The 21,164-nt window shown below is 60.0% G+C and carries 20 protein-coding genes; 11 read left to right on the top strand and 9 right to left on the bottom strand.

All coding sequences use genetic code 11. The features are described 5' to 3' along the window. Nucleotides 1–203: 203 nt before the first annotated feature. The 3 genes from ACR0J5_RS15920 to ACR0J5_RS15910 are packed head-to-tail and all read left to right on the top strand — an operon-like array spanning nt 204 to nt 2,750. Complete coding sequence (locus ACR0J5_RS15920; protein ID WP_480655061.1) at nt 204–962, top strand: metal ABC transporter ATP-binding protein; 759 nt, start codon at nt 204–206, stop codon at nt 960–962. After that, entirely contained in the window at nt 955–1,857 is a 903-nt protein-coding gene (locus ACR0J5_RS15915; protein WP_480655059.1) for a metal ABC transporter permease, read from the top strand. The genes ACR0J5_RS15920 and ACR0J5_RS15915 overlap by 8 nt, the downstream gene beginning before the upstream one ends. Continuing rightward, nucleotides 1,854–2,750 carry a metal ABC transporter solute-binding protein, Zn/Mn family gene (locus tag ACR0J5_RS15910; RefSeq protein WP_480655057.1) on the top strand — a complete coding sequence of 299 codons (897 nt, stop codon included), beginning with the start codon at nt 1,854–1,856 and terminating at the stop codon, nt 2,748–2,750. The genes ACR0J5_RS15915 and ACR0J5_RS15910 overlap by 4 nt, the downstream gene beginning before the upstream one ends. Before the next feature lie 66 nt (nt 2,751–2,816). Here ACR0J5_RS15910 and ACR0J5_RS15905 read toward each other — a convergent pair whose 3' ends face one another. The 9 genes from ACR0J5_RS15905 to cyoA all read right to left on the bottom strand — a co-directional run bounded on the left by ACR0J5_RS15905 (nt 2,817) and on the right by cyoA (nt 11,681). Continuing rightward, nucleotides 2,817–3,173 (bottom strand): hypothetical protein, encoded by a 357-nt coding sequence (locus ACR0J5_RS15905; protein ID WP_480655055.1) that lies wholly within the window; start codon nt 3,171–3,173, stop codon nt 2,817–2,819. A 9-nt stretch (nt 3,174–3,182) separates the two neighbouring features. Continuing rightward, nucleotides 3,183–4,043, bottom strand: a complete 861-nt coding sequence (gene fdhD, locus ACR0J5_RS15900) for a formate dehydrogenase accessory sulfurtransferase FdhD (RefSeq protein WP_480655053.1) — start codon at nt 4,041–4,043, stop codon at nt 3,183–3,185. Then, nucleotides 4,040–4,333: a hypothetical protein gene (locus tag ACR0J5_RS15895; RefSeq protein ID WP_480655051.1), complete on the bottom strand. Its 294-nt coding sequence runs from the start codon at nt 4,331–4,333 to the stop codon at nt 4,040–4,042. Before ACR0J5_RS15895 ends, fdhD begins: the two co-directional genes overlap by 4 nt. A gap of 2 nt (nt 4,334–4,335) precedes the next feature. Then, complete coding sequence (locus tag ACR0J5_RS15890; RefSeq protein WP_480655049.1) at nt 4,336–6,630, bottom strand: FdhF/YdeP family oxidoreductase; 2,295 nt, start codon at nt 6,628–6,630, stop codon at nt 4,336–4,338. Between the two features lie 229 nt (nt 6,631–6,859). Then, nucleotides 6,860–7,564, bottom strand: a complete 705-nt coding sequence (locus ACR0J5_RS15885; protein WP_480655047.1) for an SURF1 family protein — start codon at nt 7,562–7,564, stop codon at nt 6,860–6,862. After that, nucleotides 7,561–7,917, bottom strand: a complete 357-nt coding sequence (cyoD, locus tag ACR0J5_RS15880; RefSeq protein ID WP_480655045.1) for a cytochrome o ubiquinol oxidase subunit IV — start codon at nt 7,915–7,917, stop codon at nt 7,561–7,563. The genes ACR0J5_RS15885 and cyoD overlap by 4 nt, the downstream gene beginning before the upstream one ends. Beyond that, a complete protein-coding gene (gene cyoC, locus ACR0J5_RS15875; protein ID WP_480655043.1) occupies nt 7,914–8,555 on the bottom strand; it encodes a cytochrome o ubiquinol oxidase subunit III in 642 nt (213 codons plus the stop codon). The genes cyoD and cyoC overlap by 4 nt, the downstream gene beginning before the upstream one ends. Further along, on the bottom strand, nt 8,555–10,588 hold the full coding sequence (gene cyoB, locus ACR0J5_RS15870; RefSeq protein ID WP_480655041.1) for a cytochrome o ubiquinol oxidase subunit I: 2,034 nt from the start codon (nt 10,586–10,588) through the stop codon (nt 8,555–8,557). Before cyoB ends, cyoC begins: the two co-directional genes overlap by 1 nt. A gap of 82 nt (nt 10,589–10,670) precedes the next feature. Then, nucleotides 10,671–11,681 (bottom strand): ubiquinol oxidase subunit II, encoded by a 1,011-nt coding sequence (gene cyoA / locus ACR0J5_RS15865; RefSeq protein ID WP_480655039.1) that lies wholly within the window; start codon nt 11,679–11,681, stop codon nt 10,671–10,673. 186 nt (nt 11,682–11,867) lie between these two features. On the opposite strand from cyoA, the gene ACR0J5_RS15860 reads away from it, so the two are divergent. The 8 genes from ACR0J5_RS15860 (at nt 11,868) to ACR0J5_RS15825 (ending at nt 21,135) form a co-directional block, all read left to right on the top strand. After that, nucleotides 11,868–13,139, top strand: a complete 1,272-nt coding sequence (locus ACR0J5_RS15860; RefSeq protein WP_480655037.1) for an MFS transporter — start codon at nt 11,868–11,870, stop codon at nt 13,137–13,139. Between the two features lie 97 nt (nt 13,140–13,236). Further along, nucleotides 13,237–14,349 (top strand): MHYT domain-containing protein, encoded by a 1,113-nt coding sequence (locus ACR0J5_RS15855; RefSeq protein WP_480655035.1) that lies wholly within the window; start codon nt 13,237–13,239, stop codon nt 14,347–14,349. Between the two features lie 109 nt (nt 14,350–14,458). Next, complete coding sequence (locus ACR0J5_RS15850; protein ID WP_480655033.1) at nt 14,459–15,310, top strand: FAD binding domain-containing protein; 852 nt, start codon at nt 14,459–14,461, stop codon at nt 15,308–15,310. 12 nt (nt 15,311–15,322) lie between these two features. Then, nucleotides 15,323–15,817, top strand: a complete 495-nt coding sequence (locus ACR0J5_RS15845; RefSeq protein ID WP_480655031.1) for a (2Fe-2S)-binding protein — start codon at nt 15,323–15,325, stop codon at nt 15,815–15,817. Continuing rightward, the gene (locus ACR0J5_RS15840; protein WP_480655029.1) at nt 15,814–18,231 is read left to right on the top strand and encodes an aerobic carbon-monoxide dehydrogenase large subunit; all 2,418 of its coding nucleotides are present in this window, start codon (nt 15,814–15,816) and stop codon (nt 18,229–18,231) included. The genes ACR0J5_RS15845 and ACR0J5_RS15840 overlap by 4 nt, the downstream gene beginning before the upstream one ends. Before the next feature lie 53 nt (nt 18,232–18,284). Then, complete coding sequence (locus ACR0J5_RS15835; RefSeq protein ID WP_480655028.1) at nt 18,285–19,160, top strand: AAA family ATPase; 876 nt, start codon at nt 18,285–18,287, stop codon at nt 19,158–19,160. Beyond that, nucleotides 19,157–20,335: a vWA domain-containing protein gene (locus ACR0J5_RS15830; RefSeq protein WP_480655026.1), complete on the top strand. Its 1,179-nt coding sequence runs from the start codon at nt 19,157–19,159 to the stop codon at nt 20,333–20,335. The genes ACR0J5_RS15835 and ACR0J5_RS15830 overlap by 4 nt, the downstream gene beginning before the upstream one ends. Next, on the top strand, nt 20,332–21,135 hold the full coding sequence (locus ACR0J5_RS15825; protein ID WP_480655024.1) for an XdhC family protein: 804 nt from the start codon (nt 20,332–20,334) through the stop codon (nt 21,133–21,135). Before ACR0J5_RS15830 ends, ACR0J5_RS15825 begins: the two co-directional genes overlap by 4 nt. Nucleotides 21,136–21,164 lie beyond the last annotated feature (29 nt).

Genomic DNA, 21,164 nt, shown 5'->3' with positions numbered 1-21,164 from the left:
TGTCCCATATGGTGGGACACACGGGGTAGACGCCTTTCCTGTGGACCTTCCTATGCGCGCCGTTGCTTGGAGTGCGCATCAATGATCAGGCGCGCCATGACCAAGTGGGGCCGGTGCCTGACTGAATATAGTGTGATAGCGCAGGTTGCGGGTGCATTGGCACTGTCGGCGCTGTTGTGGCTATCGATCTACGCGGTGATCTGATGACAACTGTTCTGCAACTGCGCGACCTGACGCTTGGATATAGTGATCTGACGCTGTTTCGCCGCCTCTCGATGGATATTGAGGCCGGAACCACCCTTGCGGTGCTGGGCGCCAATGGCTCTGGCAAGAGTACGTTTGTCAAAATGATGCTGGGCCTGATGGACCCTCTTTCCGGCAGTCTGCACTGGCCGCAGGGACGCCCGCGCGAAATTGGCTATCTGGCGCAGATGACCGAATTCGACCGGCGGTTTCCCATACGCGTGCGGGATCTGGCCGCGATGGGTGCGTGGCGCGGGTTTGGATTTCGGTCCGGACTGGACAGCGCGGCGCGGGATCGGATGACCGCCGCCTTGGATGAGGCCGGTGTTCTCGATATCGCGGACCGCCCCCTGCATATGCTGTCGGGTGGCCAATTGCAGCGAGCGCTGTTTGCGCGGGTCATCATGCAGGACGCCCCGTTGATCCTGCTGGACGAACCCTTTGCCGCCGTCGACCAATCCACCGAGGAGCATCTTTTGAAGATCATCCGCCGTTGGCGCGACGAAGGCCGTGCAGTGGTGTTGGTCGTGCATGATCTGTCCTCGGTTCTGGATCATTGCAGCCATGCCCTGTTGCTGGGCGGACAAGAGGCAACGCACGGGTCGGTCAATGAAGTGCTGACCCCACATCGGCTGGTTGCACAGGGCTATATGTCGGAAAGCCAGGCCTCATGGATGTTCCGCAACAACTCCCCCGCATCGGAGAGCGCATATGTTTGATCTTTTCGCCGAAATGTGGAGCTTTGCGTTCATGCGCCGCGCTTTTGTGGCGACAACGGTTCTGTCGGCCTCGGTCGCGCCGGTGGGGGCGTTCCTTGTTCTGCGCCGCTTGTCGCTGGCGGGTGAGGCGATGGCCCATGCGATTACGCCCGGCATCGTTATCGGCTTTGTCACGGCGGGCCTGTCGGTCATGTCGCTATTGGTCGGTGGGCTGATTGCGGGCGTAGGCGTTGCCATTCTGACCGCGTTTCTGGCGCGCAGAACCATCCTGCGCAGCGATGCCAGCCTTGCATCTCTCTATCTGATCGCGTTGGCGGTGGGGATCTTTATCTTGTCGGCGGCCGGGTCTGCGGTGCCGCTGAAAAGCTTTCTCTTCGGCTCGATCCTTGGGATTGACGATGCCTCGATGTTGCTGGTGGGCGGGGTTGCGACTGTAACGCTGGTGGCGTTTGCCTTTCTTCTGCGCCCGCTGATCGTGAGCACATGCGACCCGGTCTATTTCGAAACCCAAACACGCTGGCCGTGGCTGGTGGATCAAGGTTTCATGCTGCTGCTGGTTTTGAACCTGCTGGCCGCGTTCAAGACGCTGGGTACGTTGATGGCTGTCGGTCTGATGATCCTGCCTGCAACGGCGGCGCGCTATTGGGCCAGCACAATCACGGCGCAGCTGGTTTTGGGCTTTGTCTTTGCCCTGTCCAGCTGCTGGATCGGGCTTAGCCTGTCCTACCTGTTTCCAAACACGCCCTCGGGCCCGGCCATTGTGCTGGTGGCGGGTGTGTTCTTTCTGATCTCGGCCATTTTCGGCCCCCTTGGGTTTGGCGGACGGCTGCGCAAATCGTCCGTTTCAAAGAGCGTCCCCCTTGCGCAAATTCAACAGGAAGAGAGAGCAAAATGACTCTTATTAAATCCCTCTACGCCGGTATTGCCTCGGCGTCCTTTGCTCTGGCCGCATTTCCGGCTGCAGCTGCTGACGAAGACATCCAGATCGTCGCCAGCTTTTCAATTCTGGGCGATATGGTCGAAGAGGTCGTAGGCGATCTGGCCACGGTGACAACCATCGTTGGCCCCGATGCCGACGCGCATGTCTATCAGCCGTCGGTTGCCGACGCCAAGGCCGTCGCCCAGGCGGACATCATCTTTGTCAACGGTTTGGGATTTGAAACCTGGTCCGACACGCTGATCTCGGAATCCGGGACCGAGGCCACCGTGCATGTCGCCACCGATGGTATCACTCCTGTGAAGGTGGACGGCGAAATCGATCCCCATGCCTGGAACGCGTTGACCAATGGCGTGATCTACGTGACCAACGTGGCGGATGCGATGAAAGCGGCCATGCCCGAACACGCTGATGAGATCACCGCCAACGCGGATGCTTACATTGCGCAGCTTGAAGCTCTGGACGCCGAGACCAAAACCAAACTGGCCGATCTGCCGGCAGATCGCCGCACAGTTGTCACCGCGCATGACGCGTTCGGCTATCTGGCGGATGCCTACGGCCTGACCTTCCTGGCGCCCGTTGGTATCGACACCGAGGCCGAGCCCTCGGCCCAGGAACTGGCGGTACTGATCGACCAGCTGAAGGGCGAAGGCGTGGCGGCGTTGTTCGTTGAAAACATCACCAGCCCTGCGCTGGTTCAGCAGATCTCAGACGAAACGGGTATCGAGATCGGGGGGCGCTTGTTCTCGGATGCGCTGTCCGAGCGTGGTGGCCCGGCGACCAGCTATCTGGCGATGTTCCAGCACAATCTGGGCACGCTGCTGGACGCGCTGAGCACACCTGCGAGCTAAGTTCTGAACGAAATCGGGGCGGCCAACCATGCCGCCCCGTTGTTTCCCCTGTGGGGTCTTGGATGCTTATTGCGTCACTGGGTGCTGCGCAGAGATCGCGCAATAGGTCTGCCGCTCAATCGCATTGCATGTTCCATCGGTCATAAGCTCGGCCGTAAACCCGTCATTCAGCGCGTCGCCATGGATCGTCACGCGGTAAAGCCAGCGCATATCTTCCTCGGCGTGACCATGTTCGAAGCCTGTCAGGGTCAGTGCGGTCTGGCCACAGCGCATGGCAGTGATCCGGATATCTGTGTCCTGTAAGATCGCACTGATCGTTTCAGCAGCGGCGTGGCAGTCCTGTGCCGTGTCCGTTTCCATAAGGGCAAAATGGGTCTGGCCACTGGCGCTGAGGGTCAGAATGATAAGGGCGGTTTTCAGCATGCTCAGCTCTCACGTCAAATCAATGGGTGCGGGTCCATGTGTTGCCGGCAGGATGCGATGCGGATGGGTGAACACCGCGCATTCGGATCGCCTGGCATTCGAAACAAGGGTGATCCCAGCCTGATCCGACAGCTCGACCGCCAGCGCGGTCGGCGAAGATACGGCAATCAGGATCGGACATCCCAGCGCGGCGGTTTTTTGAACCAGCTCAAGCGATACACGTGAGGTCAGAACCACCGCCCCTTTGGCCGGATCAATACCGTGACGGATCAAAGCCCCCAGCAGTTTGTCCAGCGCATTGTGACGCCCCACATCTTCGCGGGCTATGACGATGCCCTGACCGGGCACCAAAAACCCGGCGGCATGGGCAGACCGTGTCAGGTCGTGCAGATGTTGATGGGCGCGCAGCCCTTCGGGGGCGTCTGCTGCCTCGTTTGCGCTGATGCGCAACGAGGTCGGCGGGACAGCGGCAACTGCGCGGGTCGCTTGTTCCAGGCTGTCGATACCGCACAACCCGCATCCAACAGGCCCCATCATCGCGCGCCGCCGGGCAGCGACGGTCTCAGAGGCGTGCGGCTTGAGCCAAAATCGCGCTTCCAGCCCGGATTTATGCGCGATCTGCTCATACTCTTCAATGTCATCGGGGCCGGTGACAAAGCCCTCGGTCATGGCAAAGCCGAGGGCGAAATCCTCAATATCGGCGGGTGAGGCCATCATCACGGCTGCGGTAGAGCCATTAAAGACCAGCGCCACCGGAACCTCCTGCACCAAATTCCGCAATTGTGACGCGCCCTGCGGATGCTGGCTGCAGCCCAGCTGTAATGAGGTGGGGTAGTGAACGTGCGACCCTTGGCGAAAGGGTGCCGTCATGGTCCAGAAACCCCGGCAAGCAGGGCGCGGCCACGCTCGGTCAGCGAAAAGAACACGCGCTGCGAGCGGTCCTGTCTGTCATCCAGCCAAACCATCTGGTGTTCCTCGCTCAGCGCCACGCATTCCCGCAGGACAAGCGCATGGGCAATTCCCAGCTTGGTGGCCAGGCTGCGGCTGTCATGCGACAGACCCAGATGGGCCGAGGCCAGAACGCCCGCCGCCAATGGGCTGAGACGATCCGGGCTGCGATCCAGCAGTGTCGAGACGGTTTCCATCAGCGCCTCGTCCATCCTCAGGCCCCTTGTATTTCAAAGCGCACCATCACGGATTTCGATGCGGGGGTGAAGCTTTTGTCGCCAAAGGTCTTATAGGGGACCAAGACGTTCAGCTCGGGGTAATAGCCTGCGACACAGCCACGTGGGATGTCATAAGGCACCAACCGAAAATCGTGGGCGATCCGCTCAATCCCGTCATCGTGGCAACCGATTATGTTGACCCGGTCCCCGGCCGCGGCCCCCAGCAGGGCGACGTCTTTGGGGTGCATGAAGACAACCTGACGTTCGCCATAAACACCGCGATACCGGTCATCCATGCCATAGACGGTGGTGTTGTACTGATCATGCGACCGGAAGGTTTGCAGCACGAAAACCTGATCTTCGTCCTGCGCCCGTTGCCATTCGGTCTGATCCGGCAGATCCGCGTCCGAGAAATTGGCCCGCGCAGTCGGCGTTTTCCAGTCTCGCGCGGCGGCGCTGTTATAAAGGTGGAAGCCGCGCGGTTTGCGCACGGCCTCGTTATAGTTGTCAAAGGCGGGCAGGACCCGCGCGATCAGGTCGCGGATTTTGTCATTGTCATCCGCCAGCGTATCCCAATCGACCACATCGCTGCCAACGGTCGCCTTGGCGATGCCCGCAACGATCCGCACCTCGGACTTCAGCTCTTGCGAGGCGGGCAGGTTGATCCCGCCCGAACCATGCACCATCGACATCGAATCCTCGACCGTTACGATCTGGCGCACGCCTTCGGAATTGCGGTCAATCTCGGTCCGGCCCAGACAGGGCAGGATAAAGGACAGTTTGCCCGGCAGCAGATGGCCGTGGTTCAGCTTGGTCGCCACATTCACCGTCAGGTCCAGATTGCCAAGCGCCTGCGCGATCAACTGGCTGTCCGGGGTGGCGCGGGCAAAGTTGCCGCCCAGCCCGATAAACGCCTTGGCCTGTCCATTCAGCATCGCGCCAATCGCGTGCAGCACGTTATGCCCCGGATCGCGCGGCATGGGCACGCCCAGCTCCCGCTCCATCCCGTCCAGCAGGGGGGCGGGGGCCTTTTCGTTGATGCCGACGGTGCGGTCGCCCTGTACGTTTGAATGACCGCGCACCGGACACAGCCCGGCACCGGGGCGTCCGATATTGCCGCGCATGAGCATGACGTTGACGATTTCACGGATCATCTGGACGGAATGCTTGTGCTGCGTGATACCCATCGCCCAGGTGGTGATCACTTTGTCTGCGGACATGTAAATCTCGGCAGCTTCTTCGATCTTGGCGCGGGTCAGGCCGGATTGTTCCTCGATCTGATCCCATGGGGTGCGTTCGACCAAAGCACGATAGGCGTCAAACCCATGCGCATGCTTGGCGATGAATGCTTGATCCAGAACCGGGGCGCGCGCCTCGGCCACAGCCGCGTCTTCGGCGGCCAGGATCACCTTGGCCATGCCTCGGAAGATGGCCATGTCGCCGCCCAGACGCGGGCGGAAGTAATCGGTCGACGTCGCCTCGGACCCGCCCCGGATCATCTCAAGCTTGTTCTGCGGGTCGGCAAACCGATGCAGGCCCTTTTCCTTGAGCGTGTTGAACACCACGACCCGTGCGCCGCGCTGGGTGGCCTTGCGCAGATCGGCCAGCATGCGGGGGTGGTTGGTGCCGGGGTTCTGGCCCACAACAAAAATTGCGTCGGCCTTTTCAAAATCTTCCAGCAGCACGGTGCCCTTGCCGATGCCGATCGATTCCGTCAGGGCAACGCCGCTGGCCTCGTGGCACATGTTCGAGCAATCGGGGAAATTGTTGGTGCCATAAAGGCGCACGAAGGTCTGATACAGAAAGGCGGCCTCGTTGCTGGCCCGGCCCGAGGTATAGAACTCGGCCCGGTTGGGATCGTCCAGCGCGTTCAGGGCCGCGCCGATCTGGGTAAAGGCGGTGTCCCAGTCAACCTGCTCGTATTTGTCTGTCTCGGGATTGTAGCGCACGGGATGTGTCAGGCGGCCCTGATGTTCCAGATCATAATCGGTCCAGCCCTGCAACTGGGTCACTGTGTGTTTGGCAAAAAACTCGGGCGTGACACGGGCCTTCGTCGCCTCCCACGCGACGGCTTTGACACCGTTTTCGCAGAATTCGAACGATGAGCCATGTTCAGGGTCGCCCCAGGCGCAGCCGGGGCAATCGAAACCGTCGGGCTGGTTGGCTTTCAACATCGTTTTGGCACCCGAGAGCGGCTTGCCGCTGCCCATCAACTGGCGACCCACGCTTTTCAGGGCGCCCCAGCCACCCGCCGCGTTCGAGCTTTTGCCGACGTGTTTCTTCTTTGCCATTCCCGGTTCCGCCTGCGGTTGCGCCGGGGTGGGAACACGCGTGCGGCATGCTCCGAAGATCCGGCTAAAGTATTGAGTTCAGGTGAGTATTCGCAGGCTTCCGGAACCATCGTTCCGGTGGCTGTTTCAAAGTCTAGATGCGACGGAACCGCGCATCTGTCAATTGTGGATGGTGGATTTTAATAAGGAGAACATGCGTAATTTTTGAATTTACGATAAGCCAACTTGATCAATCAGAGCCAGACCGGAAGACATAAACCAACGCGACCACGAACAGCAGAGCCATCGCATACCATGTCAGCGCATAAGACAGATGAGAGTTGCTGAAGGTGATGACGGTCAGCCCCCCACGCGGCCACGCGCCCCGATCGCCTTGATGGTCTGCATCCAGAAAATACGGAAGGCTTTCGCCGGTCAGACCCCGCTCATCGGACATGACCTGCGTATCGCGCGACACCCAGCGGTCGATTGCGGGATCGTTGCGTTCCAGCAGCGTGCCATCCTTGACGGTTGGGCGCAAAAGCCCGGTGATCGGAGTCTGCGGCAAGGTCCAGTGTTCCGGCGTTGCCACATCCGCATGCACATAGCCGCGATTGACCCACAAGACCCCCAGATCCGTCTGCAGCGGTGACATGACCCACAGACCGGGGCCAATCTCGGTCACTGCTTTGACCAGCACGGGCGGGGTGTCCAGAAACTGACCCTGAACCTGCACGCGCTGGTAGGCGTGACGGTCCGGGTCGAACTGCGCGGGCAGGGCGGTCGCCTCGCCATAAGCCCGCGCATCCACGGCGGTGATCAGGTCCTGTTTCCAGGCCAAACGCCGCATCTGCCAGTTGCCCAGCAGTACAAAGACCACGACCAACACCGCCGACAGCCCAATGAGCAGAGCTTTGACCCAAAAGGGCCGCCGCGCGGTGGTCGGATCGGTCATGGCAGGTTGCGGACCCGTTCGATCTGTTCGTGGGCGGGCATCAGGTTTTCATCCAGGTTGAACATGACCCAGATCGACCCGGCCATGATGATGACCAGCAGCAAAACCGTCAGCCCTGCCGACATGGCCTGCCAGCCATTTTCCACCTTGATCGAGACGTGCAAGAAGTAGTGGATATGCACCATCATCTGCGCCGCACCCAGTGTGAAGATGACCGCAATGGCCCAACCGGTGCTGTCCATCACGTCGCCCATCACCACCCAGAACGGGATCAGGGTCAGGACAACAGACAGCAAAAAGCCGATCATGTAGGATTTGAAGGTGCCGTGGCTGCCTTTTGCGTGATCGCTCATAGCAGGACCCCCGTGAGGTAAACCAAGGAAAAGACGCCGATCCAGATCAGGTCGAGGAAGTGCCAGAACAGCGACAGGCACATCACCCGGCGCTTGTTCTCATGGGTCAGGCCGTGCTGGCCCAGCTGCATCAGCAGAACGATCAGCCAGATGCTGCCGCCCAGAACGTGCAGCCCGTGCGTGCCCACCAGAACAAAGAATGAGGACAGGAATGCACTCGCCCCCGGACCTGCGCCGATATGGATCAGGTGGTTGAACTCTTTGACCTCAAGAAACAGGAACGCCGCCCCGAACAGGCCGGTGACAATCAGCCACAGAACCGTTCCGCGCAGGTCGTGCATATCCATCCGTAGCACCGCGAACCCGTAGGTGATCGACGAGAACAGCAGCATGAAGGTGGCCACCAGGATCATGTCGATCTCGAACAGGTCGACCGGCGCGGGGCCAGCCGCATAGTTCTGGCCCAGCACCGCATAGGTCGCAAAGAGGATGCCAAAGATCAGGCAGTCGCTCATAAGGTAGATCCAGAACCCAAGCATGGTTCCGGTTTCGTGGTGATGTTCGCCGTGATCACCCCCGTGATGGGGGTCTTCGATCACGAAGAACTCTTTTGGCGTTTCGCTTGTGGTGTCGCTCATTATTCCGCAGCCCCTGCCAGCTGTTGTGTCCGCTGGTGTTCGATATCGCGCACTTCATCCGCAGGGACGTAGTAGTCACGGTCATAGTTGAAGGTATGCGCGATGCCATAGATCAGCGTCGCGGCAAAGCTGGCGGCGGCCAGCCACCACACGTGCCAGACCAGCGCAAAGCCCATTACGGTCAGCAGCCCGGCCATGACAATCCCCGTCGCCGTATAACGCGGCATGTGGATCGGCACGAACCCGTCGGTGGGCCGCGTGAACCCCTCGCGCTTCATCTGGGTAAAGGCGTCCAGCTCGTGTACTCGGGGTGAGAACGCAAAGTTGTAGTAGGGTGGGGGTGAAGAGGTCGACCATTCCAGTGTCCGGCCGTCCCATGGGTCACCCGTGACATCGCGCAATGCGTCGCGGCGCAGGATCGAGACAACGATCTGCACGATGAACGCTCCGATCCCGGCGGCGATGAACAATGCACCCACCAGGGCGATGACGAAATAGACCGAATAGAACGTATCCTCGAACTGGCTGATACGGCGGGTGACGCCCATCAGGCCCAGCACGTAAAGCGGCATGAAGGCCAGGTAGAAGCCGATCAGCCAGCACCAGAAGCTGACCTTGCCCCAGAACGGCTCAAGCTTGAAGCCGAACGCCTTGGGCCACCAATAGATGATGCCCGCAAAGATGCCGAACACCACGCCACCGATGATCACGTTGTGGAAATGCGCGATCAGGAAAAGCGAGTTATGCAGGACATAATCCGCAGGCGGCACCGCCAGCAGAACGCCGGTCATACCGCCGATCACGAAGGTCAGCATAAAGCCCATGACCCACAGCATCGGGGTCTCGAACCGGATGCGGCCCTTATACATGGTGAACAGCCAGTTGAAGATCTTGGCCCCCGTCGGGATCGAGATGATCATCGTGGTGATGCCAAAGAAGGCGTTCACATTCGCGCCCGCGCCCATGGTGAAGAAATGGTGCAGCCAGACCAGATAGCTGAGGATCATGATCACGCAGGTCGCGTAGACCATCGAGGTATAGCCAAACAGGCGCTTACCGGTGAATGTCGGCACGATTTCGGAAAAGATGCCAAAGATCGGCAGGATCAGAATGTAGACCTCGGGGTGGCCCCAGATCCAGATGAGGTTCACATACATCATCGGGCTTCCGCCCATATCATTTGTGAAGAAATGGGTGCCCAGATAGCGATCCGCCGTCAGCAGGGCCAGCGTCGCCGCCAGCACCGGAAAGGTCGCCACGATCAGGATGTTGGTACACAGGGTGGTCCAGACAAAGACCGGCATCTTCATGTAATCCATGCCCGGCGCGCGCATCTTGACGATGGTCACAACCAGGTTGATGCCCGAAAGCGTCGTACCGATCCCGGCGATGTTCAGGGCCCACAGGTAATAATCCATGCCAACGCTCGGGCTGTAATCCAACCCCGAGAACGGCGCATAGGCCAGCCAGCCCGCGGTCGAGAATTCACCCACGAACAGCGAGAGCATGATCAGCACCGCGCCCGACACCGTCAGCCAGAAGCTGAGGTTATTGAGGAACGGGAACGCCACGTCGCGCGCACCGATCTGCAACGGCATGACGTAGTTCATGAAGCCGGTCACAAAGGGCATCGCAACAAAGAAGATCATGATCACGCCATGGGCGGTAAAGATCTGGTCGTAATGGTGGGCGTTCAGATAGCCTTCGCCACCACTTGCCGCCATTGCCTGATGCAGCCGCATCAGCAGTGCATCGGCAAAGCCGCGCAGCAGCATGATCAGACCCAGCACCATGTACATGATCCCGATCTTTTTGTGATCAATACTGGTGAACCACTCTTTCCACAGATAGCCCCACAGCCGGAAATAGGTCAGCGCTCCGACGACGGCGATGCCGCCCAGGGCGACGGCTATGAATGTGTAGAAGATGACCGGTTCGTAGAAGGGGAACACATTCCAGGACAGCTTGCCCCAGAATGGATCGACGGAGGACAGTGTTGCATGTCCGTCAGCGGCTCCGTGAGATAGCGACATCGCGATATCTTTCCGTTTCTTGTTCTTTGTTTCAGTTTGCGGACGCTGGCGGAACCAACGTCATCGCAGTGATGATTTCGTCCTAGCGGATGCGCATTTCAGGGCGGATCATGGCCATCAGCGCACCCGGATCATCGGCCGAGCAGATGCCCCGGAACAATTCGCGGTTGAACAGCCCCTCGATCCCGCCGCCACCCAGTGCGTCGACCATCATCATGTCGTTCAGACATAGCGAGTCGTCATCGATGCACAGGTTTACAACCTTGTCCCACAACCCGTCTTCGACCGAATCGTAATAGGTCACGGGATGCGCCACGCTGGGCTGGTTGAGCTTGGCGATTGTGTCGCGATCTAACGCAGTGCCCTGCGCCCGAACCTGCGCGACCCAGGCGTCGAAATCTGCCTGATCCTTACCATGGAACTTAAAGCGCATTTGCGAGAATCCCTCGCCACTGTAATTGGCCGAGAACCCGTTATAGACGCCTGCTTCGTTGATCACGGCGTTCAGCTCGGACTGCATGCCCGACATCGCATAAATCTGTCCGGCCAATGCAGGCACGAAGAACGAGTTCATAACAGTGGTCGATGTAATTTCGAATTTGATCGGACGGTCGACGACTGCGGCCACTTCGTTAACGGTGGCGATGCCCTGTTCGGGGTAGATGAACAGCCATTTCCAATCCATTGCCGAGACCTGAATCACCATCGGCTCGACCGCAGGGTCAATCGGCTGCTCGGCTGACACGCGCGACAGCGGTTGAAACGGATCGAGGCGGTGCGTTGCAACATAGGTCAGACCGGCCAGACAGATGATGATCGCCAGCGGAACAGACCAGACGATGATCTCAAGGCTGGTTGAATGGTCCCAATCGGGCTCATAGGCTGCGTCTTTGTTCGAGGCCCGGTATTTCCAAGCAAAAAACACGGTCAGGGCCATCACCGGCACGATGATGATCAGCATCAGGACAGTCGAGTACAGAATCAGATCGGCCTGCTGGACGGCCACATCGCCAGACGGATTCATAACGACCAGATCGCACCCCGACAGTGCGATGAGCGACAGCAGGGCCGTCGCGAAAATTGCGCGCTTCATATTTTTGCGTCTCTTGGTTCTGTTTGTCACTGAAGAGTTGCTAAGCTGGCGAGACATTAAATACGCCTCTGCTTGCGGGGGCCTTGTGCAAGTTTTTCAGCCGTGCTGCAATGCGACAAAACATGACCCGCGAAAATACCTTTGGCGTGACGCTTCGGAACATTGGGGTCAATGCAGGAGAATATGATGACAAGCGTCAGTGATGCACCACGCTATTCCGCGACGATCGATGAAGTGATCACAACGGTCGTAATGGCCCGAGTAACTGATTTCTTTGGATTTTTTGTCTATGCCATCGCCTCGGCGCTGGTGTTTCCACAGCTCTTTTTCCCGATGCTGGACCCGGTCAGCGGCACGCTGGCATCCTTTGCGATTTTTGCGCTGGCGTTTCTGGCCAGACCCGTGGCCAGCCTTGCGGGGCGTACGCTGCAGTACAGAATCGGTCGGGTCGGCAAGGTCACCCTGGCCCTTGTGTTGCTGGGAACCGCCACAGTCGCCATCGGGTTGCTGCCAGGCTATGAAAAAATAGGGTGGTTTGCCCCGGTTTTGCTGGCTTTTTTGCGCATTCTACAGGGGCTAGGGCTGGGCGGTGCCTGGGATGGGCTGACGCTGCAGTTGCAAAATGCCGCGCCTGAGAATCGCAAGGGCATTTACGCGATGGTGCCGCAATTGGGCGGACCTATTGGCTTTGTCGTCGCAGCGTCGATCTTTTACGTGCTGCATGGGTTTCTGACCCCGGAGGAATTCATCAATTGGGGCTGGCGCTTTGCGTTCTTTGCGGTGATGGCGGTGAATGTCGTCTCGCTTTATGCGCGGGTGCGTTTGTTGAACGCCGATCTTGGGGTTGAGCCCGAGGTTCTGGAATCAGCGCCGCTGCCGGAACTGGTCCGCAATGAAGGGAAAACCATCTTTCTGTCGGCCTGCCTGCCTCTGGCCAGCTATGCGTTGTTCCATATGGTAACGGTGTTCCCTTTGGCCTTCGCGATGATCTATGAGCGGTTTGAGATCACACAGGTCCTGACGGTGCAGTTGATCGGTGGCGCGCTGGCGATTGTGTCGGTCATCTATTCGGGCGTGTTGGCCGACCGCTATGACCGGCGCACGGTGATCCGGATCAGCACGGTGCTGATCGTGGTGCTCAGCCTGATGATCGGAACTCTGGCTCACTACCCCTACGTGTACATCCTGTCCGGCTTTGTGATCCTGGGGCTGGCCTATGGTCAGGCCGGTGCGATTGTGCCGCGTCGGTTCCCCAAGAAATACCGCTATTCAGGCTCGGCCATGGCCACCAACCTGTCCTGGATCATCGGCGCCGCCTTTGCGCCGCTGGTCGGGATTGGTCTGACCGCATTGTTCGGCCTTTGGGCCGCGGGCCTTTACCTGCTTTCCGGGGCAGTCGTGACCTTTGTTGCGCTGTCCTTGCTGGAAAAACGCGGTCAGGAGACGCACGCTCAATAAGGCGCATTGGCCGACAGAAGACCCGCAAGCCGGGTGCACGGGTCATTCCGGGCACTCGGCATTTGCGTAATCCGGTTCCAGGCGGCATAAACCTGCCATGGAGTTCTTGGAATTTGGACACAACGGGTTGCTCGTTGCGATGTCGTTCGTCGTGGCGCTGGTCGCTGGGTTCACCGGTCTCAGCCTGACGAAAGACCTGTCATCGAAATCCGTGTCGCAGAGAAAGGTCGCGGTCGCGCTGGCCTCGATGGCGTTGGGCGGTGGCATCTGGTCGATGCACTTCGTGGCCATGTTGGGGCTGCAACTGCCGATCCTGTTCTATTATGACGCCGCGATTACGCTGGCCTCGGCTCTGATTGCCATTCTGATGGTCGCGGTCGCCCTTGGGTTGCTGCATTTTGCTGAACGGACGCCGACGATCATCCTGGCCGCAGGCGCAATCGTCGGCGCGGGTATTTTGGTGATGCACTATGTGGGCATGGCCGGGTTGCAGCTGTGCCGCGCGGTTTACTCGCCGCTTGGGGTCGCGTTGTCGTCGGTCAGCGCCATTGTGCTGTGTGTTCTGGCCTTTCGCGTCGCCTATCAGACGCGCAATACGCGCAACATCCTGATCGGGACGCTGTGTTTCGGCTTTGCGGTGGTGGCGGTTCATTTTCTGGCGATGGCCGGGACGAATTTTGTCGCGGTCGAGCGGGTCAGCGAATTCGGGCCCCCCATCAGCAATGAGATGATGGCAATCGGGGTGATCCTGTCCAGCTTTGTGATTTTCGGCGCGTTCCTGTGGGTCAGCGCGACGTTCCTGACTCCCCCCGAGACGCAGGCCATACCAGACCCGGTTCAGCCCGAAGACACCCCCGTGACGGTTCCCTGTGAGCGGGACGGCGCGCGGATTTTCCTGCGGGCCGAAGACATCGCCTTTGTCCGCGCCGACGGGCATTACACGCAGGTCTATACCGACACGGGCGAGCGTTGTTTCTGTGTCTGGACCATCACGGAAAGCGGCAAGCGGCTTGTTCCCGCTGGTTTCATGCAGGTGCATCGCAGCTATCTGATCAACCCGTCCAAGGTCACGCGGTTCGAGCGGACCAAGGACAAGGGCAAATGCACCTTTGAGGCCGACAGCCTGCCTCCGGTTCCGGTTAGCCGGTCCAAGATGAAAGATGTGCAGTCAAAACTGGCCCCGCATGTCGGCGCATTTGGTGCAGCCTAGGGCGCATTTCGTGCAAAATCCCTGCATTTGAACAGTTTCAGCGTGATGTTGCAGCTGTGATTGTGCTGCGCTCCTCCCAGCCAGAACATTTGCTCAAGGGAGGAAGCACATGATTCCAGCGACGTTTGAATATCATCGTCCAAAGGATATGCCGGGCGTTCTTGCCATCCTCGAAGAACACGGAGACGACGCGCGCGTCATGGCGGGCGGGCATAGCCTGATCCCCATGATGAAGCTGCGCATGGCGGACGTGCCGCATCTGATCGATCTGCAGGATGTCGACGGATTGTCGGGTATCACCGTCGGCGACACCATCACCATCGGTGCCATGACCACTCAGGCCGAGATCATCGACCACGCGGATCTGGCGGCTGCGGCCCCGATCATGCGTGAGGCTGCGTTGCAGATCGCTGATCCTCAGGTGCGGTATATGGGTACGGTCGGCGGCAATGTCGCCAACGGCGATCCCGGCAATGACATGCCGGGCCTGATGCAGTGTCTGGATGCGCAGTTCACGCTTGTCGGCTCGGACGGTGAGCGCACGGTGGCTGCGCGCGAGTTTTACGAGGCGGCCTATATGACGGATCGTGAGGATGATGAGGTTTTGACCAAAGTCTCATTCGCACCTCCGCAGGGCGGCTATGCTTATGAAAAGCAAAAGCGCAAGATCGGTGACTATGCCACCGCTGCCGCCGCTGTTCAGTTGGTCGCGCAGGGCGGTACGTGTGCGCAAGCCTCCATCGCCATGACCAACCTCAGCGATACGCCGGTTTTCTCGGATGAGGCCGGGGCTGCGCTGATCGGGACGTCAGTTGACGCAGCAGCGATCAAAGCCGCTGTCAGTGCCATGCTGGGCGACATTGATCCGATGGAGGACAACCGTGGTCCGGTTGCATTCAAACGTCATGTGGCGGGCGTCATTCTGACTCGCGCCATCGAACGCGCCTGGTCGCGCGCCTGAGGGAATGAGAACATGTCTGACAAGAAACATTACAAGCTGACCGTGAACGGTCAGGCCGTAGACGTATTGGCCGAACCGCGCGAACTGTTGATCTATACGCTGCGCGAACAGCTCAACATCACCGGACCGCATATCGGCTGCGACACCTCGCATTGTGGGGCCTGTACCGTTACCATCGATGGCAAATCGGTCAAATCCTGTACCATGTTCGTGGCGCAGGCCGATGGCAAGGACATCACCACGATCGAAGGTCTGGGCAGCCCCGATGGCCTGCACCCGCTGCAAGAGGCGTTCCGCGAACACCATGGCCTGCAATGTGGCTATTGCACACCGGGGATGATCACGCGCGCCGCCAAGCTGTTGGAGGAAAACCCGAACCCGTCTGAGGAAGAAATCCGCTTTGGCATGTCCGGTAATATCTGTCGCTGCACCGGCTATCAGAACATCGTCAAATCCATCCAGGCCGCCGCAGCCGAGATGAATGCAGCCAAGGAGGCGGCCCAATGAATGATATGACACCAGATCGTGAGGACCGCGTCGCCAACCTCAAAGGAATGGGCTGTTCGCGTAAACGCGTCGAGGATGCCCGGTTCACGCAGGGCCAGGGTAATTATGTCGATGATGTAAAGCTGGACGGGATGCTGTTTGGCGATTTCGTCCGGTCGCCCTATGCGCATGCCCGCATCACTTCGATCAACACCGAAGCAGCGCTTGAGGTGCCCGGTGTTCTGGCTGTGCTCACGGCGGCCGATCTTGAGCCGCTGGGCCTGCATTGGATGCCGACATTGGCCGGGGACAAACAGATGGTTCTGGCCGACGGCAAGGTCCTGTTTCAGGGGCAGGAGGTCGCCTTTGTCGTGGCCACCGACCGCTATACCGCCGCAGACGGGATCGAAGCCGTTGAGGTCGAGTATGAAGAGCTACCCGTCATCACCGACCCGTTCGAGTCGCTGAAATCGGACGTGGTTCTGCGCGAGGATCTTGATCCGAAAGCCGATGGTGCGCATGGACCCCGCAAGCACCACAACCATATCTTCACCTGGGACGTGGGCGACAAAGAGGCCACTGAGCAGGCGATTGATGCCTCAGACGTGGTGGCCGAGGAGAAGGTTTATTACCACCGCACCCATCCCTGTCCGTTGGAAACCTGCGGCTGCGTGGCGTCGATGGATAAGGTCAACGGCAAGTTGACGCTGTGGGGTACGTTCCAGGCACCGCATGCGATCCGAACCGTGGTCAGCCTGATCTCGGGGATTGAAGAGCACAATATCCGCGTGATCTCGCCCGATATCGGCGGCGGGTTCGGCAATAAGGTGGGCGCTTATCCGGGCTATGTCTGCTCGGTCGTGGCCTCGATTGTCACGGGTAAGCCGGTCAAGTGGATCGAAGACCGGATGGACAACCTGATGACCACCGCCTTTGCCCGCGACTATCACATGCACGGCAAGATCTCGGCCACCAAAGAGGGCAAGATCACCGGGCTGTGGTGCCACACCACCGCAGATCACGGCGGGTTCGATGCCTGCGCTGACCCGACCAAATTCCCGGCGGGGTTCATGAATATCTGCACGGGCTCATACGACATTCCGGTCGCGTTCCTGAGTGTTGACGGGGTCTATACCAACAAGGCACCGGGTGGGGTCAGCTATCGCTGTTCCTTCCGCGTGACCGAGGCGGTGTATTTCATCGAACGCATGATCGAAGTTCTGGCGATCAAGCTGAATATGGACGCGGCTGAACTGCGCCGGATCAACTTTATCCGCAAGGACCAGTTCCCCTATCAGTCGGCGCTTGGCTGGGAATATGACAGCGGCGACTATCACACAGCCTGGGAAAAGGCATTGAAGACGGTCGACTATGACGGTCTGCGCGCCGAGCAGGCCCAGCGGGTTGAGGATTTCAAAGCGGGCAAAACCCGCAAGCTGATGGGCGTTGGCCTCAGCTTCTTTACTGAAATCGTCGGCGCAGGGCCGGTCAAAAACTGCGACATTCTAGGTCTGGGCATGTTCGACAGCTGCGAAATTCGCATCCACCCCACAGGCAGCGCCATTGCGCGGCTTGGGACGATCAGCCAAGGGCAGGGTCACGCGACCACATTTGCGCAGATTCTCGCCTCTGAGATCGGATTGCCCGCGGATTCGATCACCATCGAGGAAGGCGACACCGACACCGCGCCATATGGTCTGGGCACCTATGGGTCGCGCTCGACCCCGGTGGCAGGGGCTGCAACCGCGATGGCGGGGCGCAAAATCCGCGCCAAGGCGCAGATGATCGCGGCCTATCTGCTCGAAGTGCATGATGACGACGTGGAATTCGATGTGGACCGCTTTGTCGTCAAAGGCGCGCCGGAAAAGTTCAAGACGATGAAAGAGATCGCTTTTGCCGCCTACAATCAGGCCATTCCGGGGATCGAACCGGGGCTTGAGGCCGTAAGTTACTATGATCCGCCCAACATGACCTATCCGTTTGGGGCCTATGTCTGCGTGATGGATATTGATGTTGATACAGGTGTCACTGACATTCGCCGGTTCTATGCGCTGGATGATTGCGGCACGCGGATCAACCCGATGATCATCGAAGGTCAGGTGCATGGCGGACTGACCGAGGCGCTGGCCGTCGCTCTGGGGCAAGAGATTGCCTATGATGAAATGGGCAACGTGAAGACCGGTACGCTAATGGACTTCTTCCTGCCAACCGCGTGGGAGGTTCCGAACTATGAGACGGACCACACCGTGACGCCCAGCCCGCACCACCCCATTGGGGCCAAGGGTGTTGGCGAAAGCCCGCATGTGGGCGGCGTTCCGTGCTTCTCGAACGCGGTGAATGATGCGTTCCGGGCGTTCGGTCTGACCCATACGCATATGCCGCATGATCATTGGCGCATCTGGAAGACCGCCAATGAGCTGGGCCTTCACGGCTAAGATCGGACCTGCCGCCCCGGGGTTTCCTCGGGGCGGGTATTCTGAGGCTGAATATGACGTGGACTCATCTACAATCCGAGATGGCCAAGGCTGGCTATGTTGCGTCCGACGATCTGTCGGTTGCCATCCATCTGGCCTTGTCCCTTGAACGCCCCCTGTTGCTGGAAGGGGCGGCTGGAGTTGGCAAAACCGAAGTGGCCCGCGTTCTGGCCGACATCCGCAAGACCGAGCTGGTGCGCCTGCAATGTTATGAGGGGCTGGATGCGGCGCAATCGATTTATGAATGGAATTACCAGCGCCAGCTTTTGACCATTCGGGCCGCGGCTGAGGGCGGCGAGACCGGCAAAGTGGTCGAAGACCGTATATTCTCGCGCGAATTCCTGCTGGAGCGCCCGCTTTTGGCAGCGATCACCAAAGAGGTGCCCCCGGTTCTGCTGGTTGATGAGGTTGACCGCGCCGACGAGGAATTCGAAGCTTATCTGCTGGAAATCCTGTCGGATTTTCAGATCACCGTGCCCGAGCTGGGCTCGATCAAAGCCACCACACGCCCGATTGTCATTCTGACCTGCAACGGAACCCGTGATTTAAGCGACGCTTTGCGGCGGCGGTGCCTTTATACCTATGTCGACTACCCTGATGCAGCGGCCGAGCTTGCCATTCTGAATGCCCGCCATCCGGGCCTGAACGACAGGCTGGCGCGGCAAATCATCGGGTTTGTGCAGACCCTGCGCAAGGAAGAGCTTGAGAAAGTGCCGGGTATCGCCGAGACGATGGATTTTGCCGCCGCGCTTGGCGGGCTTGGGGTTGCCGATCTGACCGATGATCCGACGGCGTTGCAGCGCGCCTTGGTGACTTTGCTGAAAACCCAAAGCGATCAGGCCAATATCACCACTGAGGTCGCGCAACGTATTGCGGGCAAGGCCGCATGACCCGCGTGACCCGCTTTGCCGCCCGCGACCCCGGGCCAGCCGCGCGGATGACGGGCTTTATCGCCCATCTGCGCGCCAACGGTCTGCGTCTGGGTGTGGCCGAGACCTCTCTGGCCCTGCAAGCTCTGTCCGTCTCGGATGCGTTTTCGCCCGAGGAATGCCGCAACGCGCTGCGCCCGGTTTGCACAGGCTGTCAGGATGAGGCGGCCCAGTTCGACGCGCTGTTCGATGCGTTCTGGCTGGATGCCGGTCGCGTCAAGACCCGCGTGATGCCGACGCAAAGCCCAAGCAGTGACAGCGTGCATTCGTCCCGCGACGCACAGGGTGAGGCGTCCGGCGGGGCGGGGCAGGAAACGACCCCGGATGCCGGTGACGGCGATGCGGAAAGCGATGGTGAGGGCAAGCTGATCGCGACCGAGACGCGCAACCTGTCCCGTCGCGACCTGCGTGATCTGGTGCGCCCGGACGAGATTGCACAGGCCGAGCAGGTCGCCCGCGATCTGGGGGCTGCTCTACGCGATCGCCGCTCACGCCGACGGATTGCCGCGCGCAAAGGGGATCGGCTGCATTTCCGTCGCACGATCCGGCGCAGCCTGTCCACCGGGGGCGAACCCGTGCATCTGTTGCGCAAAAAACGCCCGGACCGCACCCGTAAAATCGTTGCGCTGTGTGATGTGTCCGGGTCCATGACCGTTTATGCGCAGGTGTTTCTGGCTTTTGTCGCCGGTCTGATGCGGGCCGATCCCAAGGCCGACGCCTATCTGTTTCACACCCGTCTGGTACGCATATCCGAGACGCTGCGCGACAAGGATGCCATGCGTGCGATCGGGCGGATGTCGCTGATGGCTGACGGGTTCGGCGGGGGCTCAAAAATCGGCGCATGTCTGGATCGCTTTGCGCGAACCTATGCGCGGCGTTTCGTGGACGGGCGCAGCGTGGTGCTGATCCTGTCGGATGGCTATGACACCGGCGCGCCTGCGCATATGAGCGCGGCCCTAGCGCAGCTGCGCAAACGCGGCTGCAAGATCATCTGGCTGAACCCGCTCAAGGGTTGGCGCGATTATGAGCCGGTGACCGCAGGCATGGCAGCGGCGCTGCCCTATCTCGACCTGTTTCAACCCGCCAATACTCTGGCCGATCTTGCCGCGCTGGAACCGGAGCTGACCCGCCTATGACCCCGGCTGAAATCATCGACCCCGATCTGTCGCAAACCGCCCAAAAGCTGCACGCGCAAGAACAACCCTTTGCCTTTGCCACCATCGTGCGCACGGTCGGGGCGACGGCGGCCAAACCCGGTGCCAAGGCGCTGATTGCGGCGGATGGAACGATCCTTGAAGGCTGGCTGGGCGGTGGGTGCGCCCGCGGTGCAGTCAAGCGTGCGGCGGTTGAGGCACTGGCCACCGGCGCGCCGCAGCTGATCTCAGTCGCGCCCGAAGAGTTTCTGGCCCAGCAGGGCGTCAAGCCGGGGACGGAACAGGACGGTGTCAGCTATGCGCGCAACAATTGCCCGTCGAAGGGGACGGTCGATATTTTCATAGAACCCTGCCTTCCCATGCCGGAACTTGCGATCCTTGGCGGGTCACCTGTGGCCAATGCGCTGGCGCAACTAGCGCCTCAGTTTCATTGGTCGGTCACCCAAAGCGCCGATGGCGCCGATCTGGCCGAGACCAACCGCAGACGGTTTGTTGTTGTGGCCACGCAGGGGCAGGGCGATCTGGCGGCCCTGAAAGCCGCTATTGCCGCGCAGGCCGATCACGCCTGCTTTGTCGGCAGTTCCCGCAAGTTTGCCGCCCTGTCGGACAAGCTGGCTGATGCCGGTGCAGACCCTGATCAAATCGCCCGCATCAAGGCCCCTGCGGGTCTGGATATTCACGCTGTGACCCCCGAGGAGATCGCGCTGTCCATTCTGGCCGAATTGGTCCGCGTGCGCCGAGGGCCCGAAAAGAACCGGAGGACCCCGCATGTGGATTCTTGAATGCTACACCCGCTTGCGCCGCAAGCTTG

The organism is Ruegeria sp. BE1, assembly GCF_056538885.1.
Note: the sequence above shows the minus strand (reverse complement) of the source record. Positions and strands in the feature narration are given on the sequence as shown.

Excerpts from the sequence above, each read along its gene's own strand:
- ACR0J5_RS15915 (WP_480655059.1), top strand. The coding sequence starts at position 955 with ATGTTTGATCTTTTCGCCGAAATGTGGAGCTTTGCGTTCATGCGCCGC.
- ACR0J5_RS15910 (WP_480655057.1), top strand. The coding sequence starts at position 1,854 with ATGACTCTTATTAAATCCCTCTACGCCGGTATTGCCTCGGCGTCCTTT.
- ACR0J5_RS15830 (WP_480655026.1), top strand. The coding sequence starts at position 19,157 with ATGACCCGCGTGACCCGCTTTGCCGCCCGCGACCCCGGGCCAGCCGCG.
- ACR0J5_RS15895 (WP_480655051.1), bottom strand. The coding sequence starts at position 4,333 with ATGGACGAGGCGCTGATGGAAACCGTCTCGACACTGCTGGATCGCAGC.
- ACR0J5_RS15860 (WP_480655037.1), top strand. The coding sequence starts at position 11,868 with ATGACAAGCGTCAGTGATGCACCACGCTATTCCGCGACGATCGATGAA.
- ACR0J5_RS15885 (WP_480655047.1), bottom strand. The coding sequence starts at position 7,564 with ATGACCGATCCGACCACCGCGCGGCGGCCCTTTTGGGTCAAAGCTCTG.
- cyoD (WP_480655045.1), bottom strand. The coding sequence starts at position 7,917 with ATGAGCGATCACGCAAAAGGCAGCCACGGCACCTTCAAATCCTACATG.
- fdhD (WP_480655053.1), bottom strand. The coding sequence starts at position 4,043 with ATGACGGCACCCTTTCGCCAAGGGTCGCACGTTCACTACCCCACCTCA.
- cyoB (WP_480655041.1), bottom strand. The coding sequence starts at position 10,588 with ATGTCGCTATCTCACGGAGCCGCTGACGGACATGCAACACTGTCCTCC.
- ACR0J5_RS15825 (WP_480655024.1), top strand. The coding sequence starts at position 20,332 with ATGACCCCGGCTGAAATCATCGACCCCGATCTGTCGCAAACCGCCCAA.
- ACR0J5_RS15835 (WP_480655028.1), top strand. The coding sequence starts at position 18,285 with ATGACGTGGACTCATCTACAATCCGAGATGGCCAAGGCTGGCTATGTT.
- ACR0J5_RS15855 (WP_480655035.1), top strand. The coding sequence starts at position 13,237 with ATGGAGTTCTTGGAATTTGGACACAACGGGTTGCTCGTTGCGATGTCG.
- ACR0J5_RS15905 (WP_480655055.1), bottom strand. The coding sequence starts at position 3,173 with ATGCTGAAAACCGCCCTTATCATTCTGACCCTCAGCGCCAGTGGCCAG.
- ACR0J5_RS15845 (WP_480655031.1), top strand. The coding sequence starts at position 15,323 with ATGTCTGACAAGAAACATTACAAGCTGACCGTGAACGGTCAGGCCGTA.
- ACR0J5_RS15920 (WP_480655061.1), top strand. The coding sequence starts at position 204 with ATGACAACTGTTCTGCAACTGCGCGACCTGACGCTTGGATATAGTGAT.
- ACR0J5_RS15840 (WP_480655029.1), top strand. The coding sequence starts at position 15,814 with ATGAATGATATGACACCAGATCGTGAGGACCGCGTCGCCAACCTCAAA.
- ACR0J5_RS15890 (WP_480655049.1), bottom strand. The coding sequence starts at position 6,630 with ATGGCAAAGAAGAAACACGTCGGCAAAAGCTCGAACGCGGCGGGTGGC.
- cyoA (WP_480655039.1), bottom strand. The coding sequence starts at position 11,681 with ATGAAGCGCGCAATTTTCGCGACGGCCCTGCTGTCGCTCATCGCACTG.
- cyoC (WP_480655043.1), bottom strand. The coding sequence starts at position 8,555 with ATGAGCGACACCACAAGCGAAACGCCAAAAGAGTTCTTCGTGATCGAA.
- ACR0J5_RS15850 (WP_480655033.1), top strand. The coding sequence starts at position 14,459 with ATGATTCCAGCGACGTTTGAATATCATCGTCCAAAGGATATGCCGGGC.